We start from the raw sequence: 18,380 nt of genomic DNA, 5'->3' as shown, positions 1-18,380 counted from the left end.
GGTAGCCTGTTAACGAAATGGATACGACAAATTGCTAAGGAAGCATCATGTTGTCACTCACCTCTTCAACCGTGCTCGCGGTGCTTCAGGGCATCATGTCTCGCCACGGCATCACGCACTCAGAGATGCTGCCATCGGCAGGCACTGCTGAGCGTGACAGTTTGGTACAGGCTGTTACGCGTTTTTTTGGTCTCTCTGATGGAGAGCTGCTGTCACCTACTTGCATCACGCTTGAAGAGTGGGCCACGGCGCTGAGTGAACAGGGTGATTTTTCTCATCTCCAGCTTTTCGATACCGCTATTGGTGGTGCGTTCAGCCATCAGCTGCAGCGTCAGCATCGTTACGAAGCTGCGTTCTTGCAGCAGGAAGCCATCGCGCTGCAAACGCTGCTGACCGTCGACATCCAACCTCAGCGCTCGCTGGTGAGCTGGCTTTCCAAGCAAACGGCGCCAGGGTTCGTGCTGGGTGCTTTGTTGCCTCAGCAGGCAGGGTGGCAGCCTCGTTCGCTGTTCGACCATGCCAACGCTCTGTGGGAGCTCAAGGCAGGTGATATCATGGTGACCAGCGAAGACCGCTGGCGCCAGCTGGCCCAGCGCCTCCCTTCGTTGCCCATGAGCATTACTGCCGTATCGACCGCACCATTGGACAAGAAAACCTATCGCGCGCTGTTGGCCAAAGGCGTGGCTCACATCATCGAGCTGCACTGCCAGCCGGGGCTGGGTGTGCTGGCAGCACGCCGTTCCCAGAATGCGCCGTTCGAGCTGATGCCGCATTGGCACCCCACCGAAAGCGACAATTTTCTGCTCAAGCTGATCAAGGGCGGCGTACCCGAAGAAGTGAAACTGGCGCAGCCGCTGCGTTGGGTCGGGGCGCGCCACTTTCGCCCGCAAGAGAATGCCTGGGTCGAAACGGTCCGTGTGGATCGCGCAGCTCTTCGAGTGGCGCCCGCGTGGCAGCCTGCAGCCGAGCATCACCAAGGCAGCAGCGCCGCCTGAGCGCGACGTGCGCTCACAAACGCACGCTTACACGATCGCGTGAGGTACAAAGCAGGACGTGTCCTTGGTAATTCTGCCCACGTCTTCGCGAATGCCGATACCACAGGCGCGGTCGCCCACCACCCAGCTGCCGACCAAGGCATGCCGCTCCCCAAACCTGGGGAGCGGATGGTACGCCTGACGAATCCACGGGCTATCGGTGTAAGGCCCACCGACGTTTTCCGACACTCCATCCGGGGTGGTCAGGCTGACGTTGCTGCCTTCCCGAGAGAAAAACGGTTTGCGAACCCAGCCCGGCGCAGGCGAGGCGTGCTCGGTTGGCTCGAAATAGGCGGGCAGCAGATTGGGGTGGCCTTCGAACTGTTCCCACAGCAGCGGCAGGATACCTTTGTTGGACAGAATCGCCTTCCAGGGCGGCTCGAACCAGTGGGTGTCCAGCTGGGTGATCTGCTGGCTGAACGTTTCCACCGCCATTTCTTCCCACGGGTACAGCTTGAAAATCGCCGCCATCGGCTGGTCTTCCAGGTCCACGAAGTGGGACTGCCCCGGCGTCACGCCAATATCCTCGATGTAGACGAACGGCGCGTGAAGCCCCGCTTGCAGCGCGATGTCCTGCAGGTAGCGGACGGTAGCCCGCTCCTCGTCGCTGCCTTTCACACAAGAGAAATGCAGCGTGCGGTCGGGGAGCCGGTCGCCCAGGTGTGCCAGGGCGTTCAGCAGGCGCTCCTGGATGGAGTTGTACTGGTCGGCATGGCGAGGCAGGATGCCCTGGGCAATGGCCTGTTCCAGCCATACCCATTGGAAGAACCCCGCCTCGTAAAGCGAGGTGGGCGTATCGTAATTCAGCTCCAGCAGTTTGGCCGGGCCGTCCCCTGAGTAGGCAAAATCCATGCGCCCATACAGCGGCGGTTGGCCGGAGGTCCAGGAGCGATGGATGGTCTCCCACATATGTGCGGGGATCGCCAGCCGCTGCAGCAGGGCTTCCGAGCGGCATACGCGGTCGACCAGCGCCATGCACATCTCGTGCAGCGTTTCGGTGGGTGTTTCTATGTCGCGCTCGACCTGCTCCAGAGTGAACTGGTAGTAAGCGCTCTCTTTCCAGTAGGGCTCGCCGTCGATGGTGTGAAAGTGGAAGCCCAGCTGCTGTGCCAGGGCTTGCCACTGGGGTCGTTCAGGAACGGTGATCCTTAGCATGAGGGCTCCGGGTGTGGGTCAGGAGCCCCAGGAGGCAGAGCGCGTGCCCAGGCCACGGCGCGTGGTGGTTTGACGGCTTTGGACCACCGAGTTGCGCATGGCGTCGTTGCGTTGATTGACCCGCTGGGTCGCCTGGCTGGCGGCGGCATTCCAGTTGCCCTGGTTGTCACGGTTGCGATAGACCGGCTCCTGGTAAACCCGCTCGAAGGAACGCCCACGGTTGGTGTTCGACAGCATGCTCCCCATCATGTAGCCCATCATGGCGGGCATGAACCAGCTACCACCGCCACTGGCCTGAGCCTGCTCTTCATTGGGCGCGGCACAGGCGCCTTCGCCGTGCTCGGCCTCGCAGGCTTCCAGCGTATTGAAGCGCGGTACCGACTCCAGCGCCGCCGTATGGGCTTCCTCACAGGCGCTGCGGGTATAGATATTGGCGGCCACACAGTCTTCGACGCTCTGGAAGCTGCGCGGTTCGTCAAAATTCACGTCGGTAATGTGTTCGTCCTGGGCGGGTTCGGTACAGGCGGTCAGGCCAAAGGCGCCGGTACCCATCATGGCCAGCGACAGCCGTGCACTGCGCTTGCGGCGAGGAAGATGTTGATCTGCCATGTCGAACTCCTTACCAGGTCATGGAAGCGGCGTTGATGAGGCCGACCGCGATGGAAACGCTGCCCACCAGCGTGCCATAAGCCTGGTGCCCCTCGGTAATGTGCTGGGAAAGGCTCTCGCCCTGGCGGCGCAGCATCAGCTTCAAGCCGAAGAACGTGGCGATCTGCACCCCGAAGGCCACGATGCCCCACAGAATGAAATCGAGGTAGCTGATGGAGTTGGCCATGGCGCTGTAGAGCGGCAGCGTGAAGCCGAGGATGGAACCGCCGTAGGCCCGTGCGGCAGCGGCATTGCCTTCACGGATCAGTGTCCATTCGTGATGCGGCGTGAGTCGGCTGTAGCAATACATGAACGCGACCAGCATCCCCAGCGCGCTGAGCAGATAGGCAAAGAAGTGCGGTAATCCCTGCAGGTAGTGCAACATGGTGATGTGCTTCCCTTGTGATCCTTGAGGGTCGGTATTGTGACATAGCTGGGCGTGGCTGCGTTACCCGCGACGTGATTTCCCGATCGAGGGGCAGGCAGTACGTAGAATGACGTAAATAAACAGCGTTTGCGCCACTTGAGTAAGACTAAAGACTAATAGATGAATCGTGTCACCTCCTTAGAATCCCGCGAAGCCTGGTATTTTTACCAACATCCACCGTGTCGTATCGTGTAGAGACTGCGCCTCGTGCCCGCACAGGGTACTGCCCAAGACGCGACCGCTTCGAAGGACCTCCCTCATGCATGCCCTTACCCTGGCATCGTTTCTATTTTTTACGGGCCTGGTGGCCTTCGTCACCTGGCGTATTACACGCCGCGATGACCATCGCAGCACCAACGGCTATTTTCTGGCGGGGCGCACCCTGACGTTTCCGTTGATTGCCGCATCGATGCTGATGACCAACCTCTCTACCGAGCAGATGGTTGGGTTGAACGGCTCGGCGTTTACCGACGGCCTGAGCGTCATGGCCTGGGAAGTCATCGCCGTGATTGCGCTGGTTGCTCTGGCGCTGTTTTTCCTGCCGCGCTTCTTGAAAAGCGGGATTGCCACGCTGCCGCAGCTGCTGGCGATTCGCTTCGATGCCGGTACCCAGCTCATTGCCAACGTCATCTTCCTGATTGCCTACGCGGTGGTGCTGCTGCCCATCATTCTCTATTCCGGCGCCATTGGCTTGCAGGGCATGCTGGACTTGCAGGGCTTGACCGGCATCGAGTCCAGCACGGCTCTGCTGTGGGCAACCGTCTGGGTCGTGGGCCTGATTGGCGCCGTCTATGCGCTGTTCGGTGGCCTGCGCACGGTGGCGGTGTCCGATACCCTCAACGGCGTGGGGCTACTGATTGGCGGGTTCGTGATCGTTTACTTCGGCCTTCAGGCGGTGAGTGGCGGCACAGGCGTCATGGAAGGCTGGAGCATCCTGAAGGAGAGCGACCCCAGCAAGTTCAACTCCATGGGTGGCCCCGACCAGCAGGTGCCGTTCTCGACCATCTTTACCGGCGTACTGCTGCTGCACCTTTTCTACTGGACCACCAACCAGCAAATCATCCAGCGCACCTTCGCAGCGAAAAATCTGGCGGAAGGCCAAAAAGGGGTGCTGTTGACCGGCTTCTTCAAGCTGCTGGGGCCGCTCTATCTGGTGCTTCCGGGCATCATTGCCTACCACTTGTATGCCGACCAGGGCGTGCGCGCCGATGAAGCCTATGGGCACCTGGTATTCAACGTGCTGCCGCCGTATCTGACGGGCTTTTTTGCGGCGGTGATGGTGGGGGCGATTCTCTCCTCGTTCAATTCGGCGCTGAACAGCACCACCACGATCTTCAGCCTGGGGATCTATAAAGGCGTGCTGAAAAAGGACGCCACGGAAGAGCAGGTGGTGAAATCCGGCAAGGTGTTTGGCTGGATCATGGCCATCAGTACCATGATCATCGCGCCGCTGCTGGCGGGGCAGGATAGCCTGTTCGGCTACCTGCAGCGCATGAACGCCATCTATTTCATTCCGATTCTGGCCGTGGTGCTGGTGGGGCTGTTGACCAAGCGCGTGCCGCCCATGGCCGCAAAGGTGGCCTTGGTGGGTGGCTGTTTGCTGATTGCGGCAGGCTATTTCGTGCCGCCGTTCAACAAGCTGCCGCTGGTCATGCACGAGTTCCACTTCGTCGCCGCGGTGTTCGTGCTGCTGGTCGCGGTGATGCTGGTGATCGGCAAGCTTCGCCCCCGCGCCACGGACTGGGTCCAGGAAGCCTCGGGCGATGTCGACCTCACCCCGTGGAAAGGTGCCGTGCCCACCGGCATCGTGCTGGTGGTGCTGGTGGTGATCATGTACGCCTCGTTTGCAGGCGGTTGATCATCGGCCACGTGTGGTAACGCCAACGCCCCGCTTTGCGGGGCGTTGGCGTTTGTCAGCGGTGGTTTTAAGAGTCGCAGCGATATAGCGTGATGGGTGATGTCTCGCGATCCAGATAGCGCAAGGTCAGCGTCTCCTGAGCGTTCAGGGTGAGCTGGAGCTGTTCTTCGCTGGTCATTCCTTCTCCATGGCAGTGCAGTGTCGCCTCCCATGCGTTCGGCGTGCTGCTCGCTTCTAGCCCCATTTCGCAGTGATTTTCCAGCCCTTCGAAGCGGCCAGCTGCCAGGCGGATTGGAGCGCCTTCCTGCCCTGCGTGACACCACTCGGGCTCTGCTGCCCAATCGCCATAAAGCGTTTCCTGGGACATGGGCTCGGCCACGGGGGCTTGGTCATCGCTACAGGCAGCCAGCAGCATCACCACGGCAGGTAACAGCAAACGGTGTAATGGCATAGGTCACTTCCTTGTGTGGTCAGACTCACCATGCGTCAGCTTAGAGCAGCTCGTTGAGAGCTGCTACAGGCTAGGCTAAAAATCCCCCGGTGCGCACTGCAGGCAGGTAAGCCCCAAGGCGCGCCACTGAGCGACCACGGCGTCGCGGTCGTCCAGTACCAGCCAGGGCGCAAAGCCGTCGTTGCGCATTTGATCGAGTAGCGCGGCTTTTACCTCTTCATCGTCCACATGGTCATCGCCCTCGGGGCGCAGGTACATGGCATCGAAGGGGATGGCATGGCGGTCTAGCCAGGCCTGGGTATGCTCGCGGTGGCTGTCCGGGCGGCCGCTGCAAATGACGATTTGCTGGCCCTGGGCCTTCAGCAGCTTGACCAGTTTGGCCACGGGTTCGATGACCGGCGCTTGGGCCATATGGGCAAAGAAGGGGTCCCACTGTTTGGCGGGGCCCAGCACCCACTCGTGGACTTGCTGGGGGTGAAATTCGGCAAGCGTGCCGTCGACGTCAACGATGACTGCGGTCATGACATGGATTCCTGAGATGCAAAGAGTGAAACGGCCGAACCTTGAGAACGGCTGCTGAGGGCAAGCCGTGCCTGGGTCGTCAGCCGCGTGCCCAGACGTTCGCGCCAGTGGTCAATGGCTTCATCGTCCAGTCGCGTAAACAGAGGCACGACCTGAGCAGCCTGGAGCTGATGGGCCAGTGCCACCAGATGCGAGGCGCGCAGGTGGACGTTCCAGCGTTGCCAAAGCACCTCGTTGGCGGCCAGCTGCGCACAGCGCTGTGGCGTCAGGTAGCCGGTGTGCAGCAGACGGTGGTCGGGCCAGTCGGCGGGCTGGTCGTCACGGTCGCTGACCAGCCAGAGTGTCGGATGGCTGGCGTTGGGCCGCTGGAGCAGGGTGCCGATGGCGTCGTCCAGCCCGTCACGCCGCAAACCGCGTGGCAGCGCCAGCAGAGCGGCAAGGTTGTCGCCGATGATGGGGTCGATGGCCAGGGGGAGCTGTCGGCGATCTGCTTCCTCTGCCAACCATAGCGCCATTTCCAGCGCCCGTCCCGTTTCCGGTACCGGCAGCACCAGTGGCGTGTCCAGAGCGCTGCTCAGGGTATCGAGGCAGTGTGCCTGGGGCTGGTCGTAGCTGCCGTAGGAGGCGTCCAGCAGCGCCGTACGGGCAGGTGGCGGCATATCGAAGGGAAACAGCCGCGACTCGAAACAGGCATCGCCGCTATAGAAAAGTCCGCCTGCCACGTCGAGGTGCAGCCAGACACCTCCCAGCGAGTGGCCCGCCTGGCCGGTGGTGACGGTAATGCCTTCCACTTCTAGACGGCCGCGATAAGGCAGTGGCTGCCACGCTCTGTGGGGCGGCAGCGCCTTGGCGACCAGCGGCGTGCAGTAGAGCGGCAGCTGCTCGGGCAGCTCGGCCACCCCGCCAATATGATCGATATGATCGTGGCTGATCAGCACGGCGTCTACCGCGAGCCCCGCCGCCCAGGTGATCGCCTCACCGGGATGCAGTGCGCCGCCCGCATCCAGCAGCAGGCGCTTGCCTTGGGCCTCGACCACGATGGCGGCCGGGCCCTTGTCGCCCAGCCCGCTGAGGATCTCCACCAAGGCGCTCATTGGTCGGGCTCCAGGCACCAGCCTTCCAGCAGGCGCACCGCGACCTGCTGGCCTTCGCCAAGGGCGTGGGGATGATACGCCAGTAGGGCATCGCCGGTGCTCAGGCGCAGGTGTAGCTCGTAGCGCTCACCGCGGAACGTCAGCCGTTCAACGCGGGCGGTCAGGTCGTGGGGGTTGGGGGCCGTGGCATCCAGATGCACGTGCTCTGGGCGCACCAGCACGGGCTGCGAACGCGCGGTGAGCGGCGCGGCCAGCCCGCTCATCAAAGCGCTTTCGGTGAGACGCTGGCCAGGCGCGCCGCGGGCAATGTGAAGCAGGCTACCCTGGCCGATAAACCTCGCGACCCATTCGCTGCGCGGCGCTCGGTAGAGCGTTTCGGGCGTGGCCCACTGCACCAGCTCGCCCTCCCGCATGACGGCAATGCGGTCTGCCATGGCCATGGCTTCGCTTTGGTCATGGGTGACGTAGACCATGGTGGCCTGGGTCCGCCGGTGGAAATCCACGAAGCTGTGCTCCATGGCGGCCCGCAGGTTGCGGTCCAGGTTGGCGAGCGGTTCGTCCAGCAGCACCACGTCGGGGTTGGTGACCAGGCAGCGGGCCAATGCCACCCGCTGGCGCTGGCCGCCGCTGAGGGCCTGGGGCGAGCGCTGGGCATAGGGGGTCAACGCCACCTGCTCCAGCGCCTGGGCGACTCGGCGCTGGTAGTCGCTGCCTTGAATGCGGCGCAGCTTCAGCGGGTAGCCCACGTTGTCGGCCACGCTCATATGGGGCCATAGCGCGTAGGACTGAAACACCATGGCCATGTTGCGCTGCTCGGGGGGCAGATGGTGGTGGGCGCTGGCCAGCAGCGTCTCACCGAGCGTCATGGTGCCGCTACTCACCTGCTCGAACCCTGCCAGCATGCGGAGCATGGTGGTTTTGCCGCAGCCGCTGGGGCCCAGCAGCGCCACGAATTCGCCGGGAGAGATATCGAGGGTGACGCCATTGACCGCAGCGTGTTGGCCAAACTGTTTGGTGACGCGGTCGAGCATTAGCCTTGCCATGGCACGACTCCTTTGGGTAAGCGATGGGCCATCAGGCTCAGCAGCAGCATCAAGGTGGCCACCATGGCCACGACCAGCACGGCCACCGCCGACGCCAGCACGCTTTCGCCCCCTTCGTCCAGGTTGAAGATCAATACGCCCAGGGTTTCGTTGCCTGCGCTCCAGAGCAGCGCCGACACGGTGAGCTCGTTGACGGCCAGCAGGAATACCAGCAGCCCACCGGCAAACAAGGAGGGCGCGATCAGCGGCATCACGATGGTGGCCAGCCGCCGCCAAGGGCCAGCACCGGCCAACTGGGCAGCCTCTTCCAGCGAGGGGTCGAGCTGCGCAAGGCTGGCGCTGACCGGCTTCAGGCAGACCACCAGAAAGCGCGCCAGGTAGGCCACGAAAATCAGCCCAAGGGTGCCGTACAGCGCCAGATTGATCAGTGGCAGCGGCCGCACGAACAGCAGAATGCAGGCAATCGCCAGCACCACGCCAGGCAGGGCATAGGGCAGCTCGATGACGCTGAGAGTGAGCTGCTGTAGCCGAGGCGGCAGGCGCTGAAGACGGTACGCCAGGGGCAGGCTGCACAGCATCAGCACCAGCGCGGCACCGCCTGCCAGCCAGACACTGTTGCGCACGGCCCGCCAGGTGGCGCCCTGTCGGCCGATGACCTCGTGGTAGGCGTTGAGGGTGATGGTATCCAGGCTCAGGGGAACGCCCATGGCCGGGACCAGCGAGCTCACCACCAGCGCGAGCAGCGGTGCCACCAGGATCAAGAGCAGCACCATGACCAGCAGTGTCGTCACGCCGGTACGCCAGCGCCCCAGTGAAAAATCGTGGGCGCGGCCGCTGTGCCCACCCAGGCCAAAGCGGCTGCGATTCATCCAGTACTGCTGCAGGGCTACCCCGGCCAGGGCCAGCACACCAATCAACAGGGAAAGCGCCGCCATTTCTGCCAGCACGCCGGTGCCAAAGTTGGCCATGCGCTGGTAGATCAAGGTGGGCAGCACGTAATAGCCTGCGGGAATGCCCAGCATGGCGGGAATGCCAAAATTGCCCAGGCTGGAGATGAAGGCCATGGCCGCTCCGGCGATCAGGCCGTGTCGGGTCACGGGCAGAATGATATGCCCCCAGACCTGACCCTGGCGGGCGCCGCTGATGCGGGCGGCTTCGACCAGCTCACGGGGGAGCGACATGAGTGAAGTGCGCAGCGCCAGAAATACCAGCGGTGCACTTTGAATGCCTAGCAACAGCGCAATGCCTTCGGCGGAATAGAGCGGCTGGGGGCTGCCCAGCGGCGGTGCCATGCCGATGCTTTTCAGTAAAGGGCTGGCCGGGCCGAACAACTGTAGCCAGCTCAGCGCAGTGACCTGGGGCGGGATCATCATGGGCAGCATGAAGCAGAATACCAGCCAAGCCTTGCCGCGAATGTCCGTCAGGGTGATCACGAAGGCGAACAGGCTGCCCAGCACCAGGGCAATCAGCATGCCCAGGCCCGAGGTGTACAGGCTGTGCCACAAGGCCCGCCAGGTGCTGGCCGCGTTGAGCACTTTCCACAGCGGGGCACTGCTGCCCTGGCCCAGGTCGCTGAGGGCTTCCATCAAAAGCCGCAGGCTGGGCGCCAGGCTGAGCAACACCACCAACAGCGTGAGCAGGGTAAGCAGCCAGCGATGCTGGCTGCCAACGTTCAGCGAAGGGGTCATCATCAACCGCCAAACAGCTCATTGAAGCGCTGCTTGAGCGCCTCTTCCTCGGACAGCGCTTGCTCGATATCGACCGGCATCAGCTGAATCGAGTCGCGTTCGGGAAAGCCTTCCGGCGGAGCAACGTCCGGGTGCGCGGGCAGGTAACCCTGCTGGCTCACCAATTCCTGCCCGGCTTGGGAGAGCACGAAATCGACGAACTTCTGGGCAGCATCCGGGTGTTGGGCTTCCGCCATGATGGCGACGGGCTCGGTCACGGCGCTGACACCTTCCTCAGGGAAGACGAACGCCACGGGGGAACCCTTGGCCGCTTCACGGATAGGCAGGAAATCCACCACGATGCCGTACGGCTTGGTGCCAGCTGCCACGGCGTTGAAGACGCCACCGTTACCGCTTTGGGCTTCCGTGCGGTTGGCGTGCAGAGCGTCGTAATACTCCAGGCCCAGCGACGTTTCACCGATGGCGGCCATGTGGATCAGCGCTGCGCCGGAGTAGAGGGGGCTGGGCATGGTGACCAGACCTTCGTATTCCGGGCCAATCAGGTCGGCCCAGCGTTGCGGCTGGTGCTCGGCACCCGTGTTGTAAACGATCCCGGTGGTAATGAGCTTGGTGCCGTAGAAGTAGCCGTCGGCGTCGTAGAGCGCCTCATCGTAGGCGTCGCGCTCGGGGCTCAGGTAGGGTTGCAGATGGCCCTCCTGCTTCAGCGACTCCATGGTCATGCTGTCCGCGATCAGCAGCACGTCGGGGTTGCTCACCCCCGCGGCCAGCTCCGAACGCAGGCGAGTCATCAGGCGCGTCGTGCCGTCGCGCACCCACTCCACCTCGATCTCAGGATAGGCCGCCTGGAAGGCATCCACGGTTTGCTGGGCGTCGCTGTTGGGCTGGCTGGTATAGAGCACCAGCGTTTGGTTGGCCAACAGAGGCGTGGACAGGGCAAGGCTTGCAAGGGTCACGGCACGACACAACGAACGCTTCAACATCGGGGAAACCTCCAGTAGGTGAACAGTGATCACACTACTGTCATCGCCTTACAACATCGTGACACTACGCTTTCGTTTGAAAGCGAATGGCTTTCGCCGAGCAGAAAATGGTTTTCGTTTTGCTGGCGTCAACCTTGAAGGGAAAACCGGGAGGAAGCATGGACGTCAATCAACGTCGGCGGGCGGTGCTGGCCTGCGTGCGGGACGAGGGGCGGCAGACCCTGGAGGCATTGGCGCGACGGTTTGGTGTCTCGGTGCAAACCGTGCGCAGCGACATACGCTCGTTGGCCGAGCAAGGGCTGCTGCTGCGCCGACACGGTGAGGTGATGGCGTTTCCTGACCAGGAGAATGTCGGCTATGACCAGCGTCAGATCGTCAATCAGGCCGGCAAACGGCACATTGCCCGTCAGGCAGCCTGGCTGATTACCGATCACCAGTCGCTGTTTTTAGGCACCGGCACCACGGTGGAGCAGCTGGCCGATGCGCTGCACGGCAAGCAGGGCCTGAAGATCATGACCAACAACCTGCATGCGCTGATCAAACTGTGTGCCCTGGAGTGCGAGCTGATCGTGGCGGGTGGTCGCGTGCGCCGCCGCGACCAGGACGTGATAGGCGGTGATGCCTGGCGCTTCTTTCAGCGTTATCGGGTCGATGTGGGCATTGTCTCGGTGGGCGGGATGGACAGCCAGGGCCTGCTGTACGACTACAACGATGACGAAGTCATGGCCCGGGAGGCGCTGCTGGCCCACGCGGCGTACCGTATTCTGGTACTGGACAAGACCAAGTTCGACCTGCCGCTGCGCTGCGCCGCCGGATCGCTGGCCGACTATCATGCGGTGATCACCGACAGCCCCTTGCCCGACCGGCTCAGAAGCCCCCTGGCGGCCCAGGGGGTGAGATTTCTATGTTGAGCGTCAGTCGCGTTGCTGCTGCCGGTGGCTCAGGTAGATCAGGACGATCGCCACGAGCAACAGTGCCATGGCCAGGTAGCGTGAGCCATCCAGTTCACGCTGAGCGTTATCGAGCCAGCCAAAGTGGTCAATCAGCAGGCTCATCAGCAGCTGGCCTGAAATCACCGAGACCGTGGCAGCAGCCGTCCCGACACGCGGTACTGCAAAGACGATGGCCAGCATGTAGACCACCCCGAAGAGCGCCCCGGTCAGTTGCCACTTGGGCACGCTCATGAGCGTTGCTTCCTGAGGGGGCTCGAAAAAGAGCACCAGCAAAAAGGTCAGCACGGCACCCACGGCGAACGTCAGCCAAGCGCTTTCCATGACGCCAGTATGAGCGCCCAGACGGCCATTGATGGAGGATTGGGCGGCCAGGACTGCACCGCCCGCCAGAAGCAGGGCAAAGACAATGGGTAATAGCATGGTGGGTCTCCTGTTACATCAACCAAAGGGCAGCAAGAATCATGGCCAGTGCCGCCAGGCGATAGCCATCGACGCGACGCCGTTCGCTACCCAGCCAGCCAAAGTGGTCAATGGCCAGGCTGGCCGCGACCTGGCCGCACAAGATACCCACCATGGTCATGCCGACACCCACCAGCGGCGTGGCGAGGGTCAACACAATGACGTAGATCGGCCCCAGCAAGCCGCCCGTCAATAGCCAGCGAGGCTGCTGAAACAGCGCACCCAGCTGGCGTTTGGGCGCGAATAGCAGCGCAAGCGACAGTAACAGGGCACCTACCAGGAAGATGGAGAGCGTGGCAGAAAAGTACCCCACCTGCTCCCCCAGAGGCCCTAGCAGCCCTGCCTCCACCGATAACCCCATCCCGGCGATCAATACTCCGAGCAGTATCAACGCGTGTTGCATGTGTCGTTCCCCGATTCAGAAAGAGGCCGCACTCTAAAGAGACACGCTTGTTGCTACAATGCGTTAAACGGGCAAAGGACTATTGCATTTTGGACAACTCGATTCGCCTGCTGGCACTGCGGCTGTTTGTTCGCGTGGCTACCAGCGGCAGTTTTTCAGAGGCTGCACGCTACTATGGGTTGCCGACGTCCTCGGCGTCGCGGCACATCGCCAGTCTGGAGCAAGCGCTGGGCCAGCGTTTGCTTTATCGCCATACGCGAGCCGTCAAGCTGACGGAGGCAGGGGAACGTTACTTCCATGAAGTGCACGAGGCGCTGGCGCGACTGGAGCTTGCCACCGAGGAAGTCATGGGAGGGGCTCGGCACCCTCGCGGGGTGCTTCGAATCAATGCGCCCGTGGCGTTCGGTCGGCGCCATATCGCCCCCCATTTGGCCCGGTTTCAGCAGCGCTACCCTGAAATCGAAGTCGATTTGACGCTGGAAGATCGCTTCATCGATCCCGTGCAGGAGGGGGCCGATGTGGTCATTCGCGTGGGAGCCTTGGCTGACTCCAGCCTGGTGGCTCGTGGCATTGCTCGCCAGCGTTTCATCGTCTGTGCTGCGCCGAGCTATCTGGCGGAGAAGGGCGTGCCAACGACACCCCATGCGCTCGGGCAGCATAACTGCCTGCTTTACAAAGGCAGCAAAGGGACGCAGTCATGGCATTTTCGGGCGTTTGAAGAGGCGCGTGCGGTGCGCCATGTTTTGGCGGGAAATCTGGTGGCCAACAATGCCGAAAGCCTGGTGGAAGCGGCCATCGCCGGGCAGGGCGTGGTGATGTTTCCCTCGTGGCTGCTGTTTGAGCCACTGCGTCAGCAAACGCTGGTGCCTTTGCTGACGCAGTGGGAAGCCTCCGACGACGGTCATCTGGACAATATCTATGCGATTTATCCAGACAACCGTCTTCGCTCGTCAAAGGTCTCGGTGTTCATGACCCATCTGGAGCAGGTCATTGGGAGCCCGCCCTACTGGGATAGCATCAGCCCGCGTTGACGATGTTATTGACAAAGTTCAGCGGCTGGGGAGTATCGATCACCTCGGCCCACAGGTCGTACTCGTCGGCATGGGTGACGCGTGCTCTGACCAGGTCGCCGGCGCGCAGCGCATGGCGGCTTTCCAGATAGACCATGCCATCGATTTCCGGGGCGTCGGCTTCGCTGCGGCCAATGGCGCCTTCGTCGTCCACTTCGTCGACCAGCACTTCGATCTCACGGCCGATCTTGGCCTGCAGGCGAGCTGCCGAGATCTCCTGCTGGTGGGCCATGAAGCGCTCCCAACGGTCCTGCTTCACGTCATCGGGCACCTGCGCCAGGCCCAGCTCATTGGCGGGGGCACCCTCTACCGGGGAGTACTGGAAGCAGCCCACCCGATCCAGCTGCGCTTCGCTCAGCCAGTCCAGCAGGTACTGGAAATCTTCTTCGGTTTCACCGGGGAAGCCGACGATGAAGGTCGAGCGGATGGTCAGCTCGGGGCACTGCTCGCGCCAGCGTTTGATGCGCTCCAGGGTACGGTCTTCGAAGGCGGGGCGTTTCATCGCCTTGAGCACCTTGGGGCTGGCGTGCTGGAAAGGAATATCCAGGTACGGCAGGATCTTGCCCTCGGCCATCAGCGGAATCAGCTCATCCACATGAGGGTAAGGGTAGACGTAGTGCAGGCGCACGCGAATGCCCAGCTCGGACAGCGCATCGCACAGTTCGGTCAGGCGCGTTTTGACCTGGCGCCCGTGCCACTCGTTCTCCACGTAGCGCACATCGACGCCATAGGCGCTGGTGTCCTGGGAGATCACCAGCAGCTCTTTCACTCCGGCCCGCGCCAGGGCTTCGGCTTCGCGCAGTACCTCACCCACGGGGCGGCTGACCAGCTTGCCCCGCATGGAGGGAATGATGCAGAAGCTGCAGGTATGGTTGCAGCCTTCGGAAATCTTCAGGTAGGCATAGTGGCGCGGCGTCAGCTTGATGCCCTGGGCGGGCACCAGGTCGATGCGGTGGTCGTACTCGCTGACGAAGGGCACCGCGCTATGCACGGCGTTCACCACCTGCTCGTACTGCTGTGGGCCCGTCACCGCCAGAACGTTGGGATGCACGTCGCGAATCACGGACTCATCCACCCCCATGCAGCCAGTCACGATCACCTTGCCGTTTTCGGCAATGGCTTCGCCAATGGCGTCCAGGGACTCGGCCTTGGCGCTGTCGATGAAACCGCAGGTATTGACGACCACCACATCGGCATCGTCGTAGGTGGGTACGATCTCGTAACCATCGGTACGAAGCTGCGTCAGGATGCGTTCGGAATCGACCAGTGCCTTAGGGCAGCCTAGCGAAACAAAACCGACCTTGGGTGTGGACATAATGGGCCTCGAGGAAGAGAGCTGAGGGGCGATCACCTTGAGCAGAGGCCCCAAAAAGAACATGGCGAGAAGATAAGGGGCGGCATTTTAGCGCCCTTGACCAGCGGGGGGAACCTCTACGCGTTGGATTCGCCAACGTGTTCGGCAGGCGACGCCGCCGTCAAGAGGTGGCAAACTAAATTGAAGGCTCGACAAGTGTATGAAACGAACGCCTAACCGAAATGGCAACGATTGCCCTTGGGCAGCGCAGGAGCAAGGACAATGAAGAGTGATAGGTTGCTGAACGCCATCGAGCATGAGCTCAGACCACGCTGCCGCTTACGGTTCAGGCAGGAGTTAGAGGCGCTCTTCGAACAGGAAACGCACCAGACACGCCAACGCCATCTGGTGATCATGGGCCTGATCACCGCTCTTCTTTATGTCCTGTTCCTGATCAACGACTACAGCTTTCGACCCGAAGCGTTTCTGGCCTCCGTGATGATTCGCGGTGTCATCTTGCTACCCATGGCGCTGGCGATTTTCTGGTGGGTCTATCGTGGGGTGCCGCCATGGCTGCGTGAAACGCTGATGGCAGGACTGGTCGTGATTGCCATGATCGGCTCCAGCACCATTTTCTACATTTCCAGCTCGCCGCACTCTTATCTGGATGTCTTTTCGTTTGGTCTGATCCTGGTGGCTGGAAACATCGTTTTTTCGTTGCGTTTTCCTTATGCCTTGATGTCCACGGTGATCAGTATCGGAGTCATGAGTGTCTTCGTATTTTATTACGAGCCTATGCCAATCGAGGCCAAACGTTTGGCTATGTTCGCTATTCTGGTCAAGGCGGTGTTTACGTTGATGGCCAACTACCGCCTGGAGTACAGCGAACGAACCTCCTTTCTGCTGCTGATGCGTGAAAAAATTCAGGCAGGCCATATGCAGAGTGCCAATCACCAGTTGACGCGGCTCTCGGTGACCGACCCACTGACGGACATTGCCAACCGCCGCCAGTTCGATACCATTTTTCCCGCGCATTGGCAGGTGGCTCGGTTGGAGCAGAGTCATTTGGCCATCATGGTGATCGATATCGACCACTTCAAAGCCTACAACGACTATTACGGCCACTTGCAAGGAGACCTTTGCCTTCGTCAGGTGGCCGCCGCGTTACAAGCCAACAGCCGATCCGACGATCTGGTGGTGCGCTATGGCGGTGAGGAGTTCGTGATTCTGATGCCTCGCACCGAACCGCATACGGCGCATCAAACCGCAGAGCGTATTCGCGAGAGTGTCGAAGCGCTGGCCATTGCCCATGGCGGGTGCGGTACTTCCTCCGTGGTGACGGTCAGTATTGGGGTGGCTGCCATGCAGCCGACCCTGGGGCAGGAAGACGCCATACTCTTCACTACCGCCGATCAGGCGCTTTACGAGGCCAAGCGCCAGGGGCGTAACCGCGTCTGCATGACGCCCCTGGCAGAAAGCTGAGCGTCTAGAACGACGCCGCGCTGGCGAGTTGGCTGTGTACGGGCTTGCGCGACGGCAGTGCCAGCACGTTATCCTGGCGTGGCTGTGCGCCTTGCCGCATCGTCACCGGATGCTGGCGTTCGCCGATGGGCATGAACGCGTGGGCGCTGTGGGACAAGTGAGCCACTTCTCTGGAGAGGAGGTCGACGGCACTGATGTAGGCATCCATGCTGGTCGCGCTCTCCTGGGTGCCCTGGTCGATCTGGGCGATGGCCTGGCTGATCTGAGCAATGCCCTCGCTCTGTTCGCGGGCGGCGGCGCGGATCTCCTCCATCAGGTCGTTGACGTTGTGGCTCGCCTGACGAATGCGGCTCATGGCATCCCCGGCGGAGCCTGCCTTGTGCTGGCCTGCCTCGATGCGCTGGCGGGCCGTTTCGATCAGTGTCTGCACCTGATGGGCTGCCTCGGCTGATTGGCGGGCCAGGCGGCGTACTTCTTCGGCCACCACCGCAAAGCCTCGGCCATGTTCACCGGCCCGGGCAGCTTCGACGGAGGCGTTCAGCGCCAGAATATTGGTCTGGAAGGCAATATGGTCGATGGTCTTGACGATGCCTGCCATGTCTTGGGACGTGCTGGTAATGCCCTCCATGGCATCATCCAGTTCCTGCATGATGGCCACGGCCTTGTCCACTTCGCCCACGTTACCCACCGACGCCTGGCTGGCCAGTTGGGCATTCTCCGAACTTTGCCGCACGGTAGACGCGATCTGCTCGGCGCTGGCAGCCGTTTGCTGTACCGCAGAGGCCTGCTGATCCACTCGATGGCCCATGGCCTGGTTATGCCGCGACAGCTCCTCCACCGAGGGCATGACCTGGGCAATCCGCTGGTCCAGGTCGCCAATCAATGCATCCAGCGAGCGGCGCATGAAGTTCATGGTGGCCAGGGTGTTGTCCATGGCTTTGTTGCCCACGGTAGGAACCTGAGCGTTCAGGTCGCCCGCCGCGATTTGCAGTGCAAAGTCGTTGGCCTTGTGCAGGAAGCGGCGCAACCGGCGCGCCTGGCGCCACTGCAGCGCGCTCAGCAGCAGCCCGCTGGCCAGCACCATCATCACCAGCGGCAAGGTCACCGAGGTGGTCACGTGGCCCTTTAGCCACCAGGCGCATCCCGCCATCAGTAGCCCAGTGGTGAACAGCGTCATCAGAACGCCGGAAATGCTGGCCAGTCGCGGCGCCCACCAGGCGACACTTGCCAAGCGCTTCAGCGGGTGACGCGCCATGATCTCACCGTGCTTGACCGTGTAGCGACCCTGCTGCTCACGAATGTCCTGATAAATACGCTCCGCCTCGGCCACTTCTGCCTGTTCCGGTTTTACCCGAATGGACACGAACCCGGTGATTTGATTGTTTTCACGGATGGGCACCACGTTGGCACGCACCCAGTAGTGGTCTCCGTTCTTGCGCCGGTTCTTGACCAGCCCGGTCCAGTACTGGCCCGCCTTGAGGTCGCTCCACATATCGGCAAACACCGGGGCAGGCATGTCAGGGTGGCGCACCATGTTGTGAGGCGAACCCACCAGCTCCTCATAGTCGAAGCCACTGATCTCGACAAAGCGATGGTTGGCATAGGCGATGTAGCTGCTTCGGTCGGTTTTGGAAATCAGCACATCATCATCGCGTAGAGGGTGTTCCACTTGGGTAACAGGGCCGTTGTTTTTCATGATGGAGTACCTGTGGGAGGAATACCTGATTGGGTTGGTCAGGTATTACTATAAATCTGCTACAAGAGTTATCCAGGGGCGTTGCATTGTTTAACATTTTCCTGCCCGGACAGTCGGTCATGG

18 protein-coding genes are annotated in these 18,380 nt (G+C 61.8%); 5 read left to right on the top strand and 13 right to left on the bottom strand.

The window, feature by feature from the left end; all coding sequences use genetic code 11:
* Positions 1–47 precede the first annotated feature (47 nt).
* Positions 48–995, top strand: a complete 948-nt coding sequence (locus FEU76_RS04360; RefSeq protein WP_144980688.1) for a hypothetical protein — start codon at positions 48–50, stop codon at positions 993–995.
* 27 nt (positions 996–1,022) lie between these two features.
* On the opposite strand, the gene FEU76_RS04355 is transcribed toward FEU76_RS04360, so the two are convergent.
* The 3 genes from FEU76_RS04355 to FEU76_RS04345 are packed head-to-tail and all read right to left on the bottom strand — an operon-like array spanning position 1,023 to position 3,222.
* Positions 1,023–2,189 carry a glutathionylspermidine synthase family protein gene (locus tag FEU76_RS04355; RefSeq protein WP_144980685.1) on the bottom strand — a complete coding sequence of 389 codons (1,167 nt, stop codon included), beginning with the start codon at positions 2,187–2,189 and terminating at the stop codon, positions 1,023–1,025.
* Between the two features lie 18 nt (positions 2,190–2,207).
* Positions 2,208–2,798, bottom strand: a complete 591-nt coding sequence (locus FEU76_RS04350; RefSeq protein WP_039175157.1) for a DUF1190 domain-containing protein — start codon at positions 2,796–2,798, stop codon at positions 2,208–2,210.
* Positions 2,799–2,808: 10 nt separating this feature from the next.
* Entirely contained in the window at positions 2,809–3,222 is a 414-nt protein-coding gene (locus FEU76_RS04345) for a DUF350 domain-containing protein (RefSeq protein ID WP_016915131.1), read from the bottom strand.
* A 301-nt stretch (positions 3,223–3,523) separates the two neighbouring features.
* Here FEU76_RS04345 and FEU76_RS04340 point away from each other — a divergent pair, with 301 nt between their 5' ends.
* Positions 3,524–5,122 carry a solute:sodium symporter family transporter gene (locus FEU76_RS04340; protein WP_039175158.1) on the top strand — a complete coding sequence of 533 codons (1,599 nt, stop codon included), beginning with the start codon at positions 3,524–3,526 and terminating at the stop codon, positions 5,120–5,122.
* 67 nt (positions 5,123–5,189) lie between these two features.
* On the opposite strand, the gene FEU76_RS04335 is transcribed toward FEU76_RS04340, so the two are convergent.
* The 6 genes from FEU76_RS04335 to FEU76_RS04310 all read right to left on the bottom strand — a co-directional run bounded on the left by FEU76_RS04335 (position 5,190) and on the right by FEU76_RS04310 (position 10,900).
* Complete coding sequence (locus FEU76_RS04335; protein WP_144980682.1) at positions 5,190–5,573, bottom strand: hypothetical protein; 384 nt, start codon at positions 5,571–5,573, stop codon at positions 5,190–5,192.
* A gap of 75 nt (positions 5,574–5,648) precedes the next feature.
* The gene (locus FEU76_RS04330) at positions 5,649–6,095 is read right to left on the bottom strand and encodes a phosphatase domain-containing protein (protein WP_144980679.1); all 447 of its coding nucleotides are present in this window, start codon (positions 6,093–6,095) and stop codon (positions 5,649–5,651) included.
* A complete protein-coding gene (locus FEU76_RS04325; protein ID WP_144980676.1) occupies positions 6,092–7,189 on the bottom strand; it encodes an MBL fold metallo-hydrolase in 1,098 nt (365 codons plus the stop codon). Before FEU76_RS04325 ends, FEU76_RS04330 begins: the two co-directional genes overlap by 4 nt.
* Positions 7,186–8,232, bottom strand: a complete 1,047-nt coding sequence (locus FEU76_RS04320; protein WP_144980673.1) for an ABC transporter ATP-binding protein — start codon at positions 8,230–8,232, stop codon at positions 7,186–7,188. The genes FEU76_RS04325 and FEU76_RS04320 overlap by 4 nt, the downstream gene beginning before the upstream one ends.
* Positions 8,220–9,920: an ABC transporter permease gene (locus FEU76_RS04315; protein ID WP_039175324.1), complete on the bottom strand. Its 1,701-nt coding sequence runs from the start codon at positions 9,918–9,920 to the stop codon at positions 8,220–8,222. Before FEU76_RS04315 ends, FEU76_RS04320 begins: the two co-directional genes overlap by 13 nt.
* A gap of 2 nt (positions 9,921–9,922) precedes the next feature.
* A complete protein-coding gene (locus FEU76_RS04310; RefSeq protein ID WP_096922042.1) occupies positions 9,923–10,900 on the bottom strand; it encodes an ABC transporter substrate-binding protein in 978 nt (325 codons plus the stop codon).
* Between the two features lie 158 nt (positions 10,901–11,058).
* Here FEU76_RS04310 and FEU76_RS04305 point away from each other — a divergent pair, with 158 nt between their 5' ends.
* Positions 11,059–11,811: a DeoR/GlpR family DNA-binding transcription regulator gene (locus tag FEU76_RS04305; RefSeq protein WP_144980670.1), complete on the top strand. Its 753-nt coding sequence runs from the start codon at positions 11,059–11,061 to the stop codon at positions 11,809–11,811.
* Between the two features lie 3 nt (positions 11,812–11,814).
* On the opposite strand, the gene FEU76_RS04300 is transcribed toward FEU76_RS04305, so the two are convergent.
* Positions 11,815–12,273, bottom strand: a complete 459-nt coding sequence (locus FEU76_RS04300; protein ID WP_039175164.1) for a DMT family transporter — start codon at positions 12,271–12,273, stop codon at positions 11,815–11,817.
* A gap of 13 nt (positions 12,274–12,286) precedes the next feature.
* Positions 12,287–12,715 carry a DMT family transporter gene (locus FEU76_RS04295; protein WP_039175165.1) on the bottom strand — a complete coding sequence of 143 codons (429 nt, stop codon included), beginning with the start codon at positions 12,713–12,715 and terminating at the stop codon, positions 12,287–12,289.
* A gap of 89 nt (positions 12,716–12,804) precedes the next feature.
* On the opposite strand from FEU76_RS04295, the gene FEU76_RS04290 reads away from it, so the two are divergent.
* Positions 12,805–13,746, top strand: coding sequence for a LysR family transcriptional regulator (locus FEU76_RS04290; RefSeq protein ID WP_144980667.1), 942 nt, complete (start codon positions 12,805–12,807; stop codon positions 13,744–13,746).
* Here FEU76_RS04290 and rimO read toward each other — a convergent pair.
* Positions 13,733–15,100 carry a 30S ribosomal protein S12 methylthiotransferase RimO gene (gene rimO, locus FEU76_RS04285; protein ID WP_039175167.1) on the bottom strand — a complete coding sequence of 456 codons (1,368 nt, stop codon included), beginning with the start codon at positions 15,098–15,100 and terminating at the stop codon, positions 13,733–13,735. The two genes, FEU76_RS04290 and rimO, sit on opposite strands and share 14 nt — an antisense overlap.
* A 261-nt stretch (positions 15,101–15,361) precedes the next feature.
* Here rimO and FEU76_RS04280 point away from each other — a divergent pair, with 261 nt between their 5' ends.
* Positions 15,362–16,561 (top strand): GGDEF domain-containing protein, encoded by a 1,200-nt coding sequence (locus FEU76_RS04280; RefSeq protein ID WP_144980664.1) that lies wholly within the window; start codon positions 15,362–15,364, stop codon positions 16,559–16,561.
* 4 nt (positions 16,562–16,565) lie between these two features.
* Here the strand turns inward: FEU76_RS04280 and FEU76_RS04275 are convergent, their stop codons facing one another.
* Positions 16,566–18,257: a PAS domain-containing methyl-accepting chemotaxis protein gene (locus FEU76_RS04275; RefSeq protein ID WP_144980661.1), complete on the bottom strand. Its 1,692-nt coding sequence runs from the start codon at positions 18,255–18,257 to the stop codon at positions 16,566–16,568.
* Positions 18,258–18,380: the final 123 nt, after the last annotated feature.

It is taken from the genome of Halomonas sp. C22 (assembly GCF_007655045.1).
Taxonomy (GTDB): Bacteria; Pseudomonadota; Gammaproteobacteria; order Pseudomonadales; family Halomonadaceae; genus Vreelandella; species Vreelandella hamiltonii.
Note: the sequence above shows the minus strand (reverse complement) of the source record. Positions and strands in the feature narration are given on the sequence as shown.

Bases quoted from the DNA above. Each gene is read 5' to 3' on its own strand.
- FEU76_RS04280 (WP_144980664.1), top strand. From the start codon at position 15,362: ATGAAGAGTGATAGGTTGCTGAACGCCATCGAGCATGAGCTCAGACCA.
- FEU76_RS04315 (WP_039175324.1), bottom strand. From the start codon at position 9,920: ATGACCCCTTCGCTGAACGTTGGCAGCCAGCATCGCTGGCTGCTTACC.
- FEU76_RS04275 (WP_144980661.1), bottom strand. From the start codon at position 18,257: ATGAAAAACAACGGCCCTGTTACCCAAGTGGAACACCCTCTACGCGAT.
- FEU76_RS04345 (WP_016915131.1), bottom strand. From the start codon at position 3,222: ATGTTGCACTACCTGCAGGGATTACCGCACTTCTTTGCCTATCTGCTC.
- rimO (WP_039175167.1), bottom strand. From the start codon at position 15,100: ATGTCCACACCCAAGGTCGGTTTTGTTTCGCTAGGCTGCCCTAAGGCA.
- FEU76_RS04305 (WP_144980670.1), top strand. From the start codon at position 11,059: ATGGACGTCAATCAACGTCGGCGGGCGGTGCTGGCCTGCGTGCGGGAC.
- FEU76_RS04330 (WP_144980679.1), bottom strand. From the start codon at position 6,095: ATGACCGCAGTCATCGTTGACGTCGACGGCACGCTTGCCGAATTTCAC.
- FEU76_RS04360 (WP_144980688.1), top strand. From the start codon at position 48: ATGTTGTCACTCACCTCTTCAACCGTGCTCGCGGTGCTTCAGGGCATC.
- FEU76_RS04335 (WP_144980682.1), bottom strand. From the start codon at position 5,573: ATGCCATTACACCGTTTGCTGTTACCTGCCGTGGTGATGCTGCTGGCT.
- FEU76_RS04340 (WP_039175158.1), top strand. From the start codon at position 3,524: ATGCATGCCCTTACCCTGGCATCGTTTCTATTTTTTACGGGCCTGGTG.
- FEU76_RS04300 (WP_039175164.1), bottom strand. From the start codon at position 12,273: ATGCTATTACCCATTGTCTTTGCCCTGCTTCTGGCGGGCGGTGCAGTC.
- FEU76_RS04350 (WP_039175157.1), bottom strand. From the start codon at position 2,798: ATGGCAGATCAACATCTTCCTCGCCGCAAGCGCAGTGCACGGCTGTCG.
- FEU76_RS04355 (WP_144980685.1), bottom strand. From the start codon at position 2,189: ATGCTAAGGATCACCGTTCCTGAACGACCCCAGTGGCAAGCCCTGGCA.
- FEU76_RS04320 (WP_144980673.1), bottom strand. From the start codon at position 8,232: ATGGCAAGGCTAATGCTCGACCGCGTCACCAAACAGTTTGGCCAACAC.
- FEU76_RS04325 (WP_144980676.1), bottom strand. From the start codon at position 7,189: ATGAGCGCCTTGGTGGAGATCCTCAGCGGGCTGGGCGACAAGGGCCCG.
- FEU76_RS04310 (WP_096922042.1), bottom strand. From the start codon at position 10,900: ATGTTGAAGCGTTCGTTGTGTCGTGCCGTGACCCTTGCAAGCCTTGCC.
- FEU76_RS04295 (WP_039175165.1), bottom strand. From the start codon at position 12,715: ATGCAACACGCGTTGATACTGCTCGGAGTATTGATCGCCGGGATGGGG.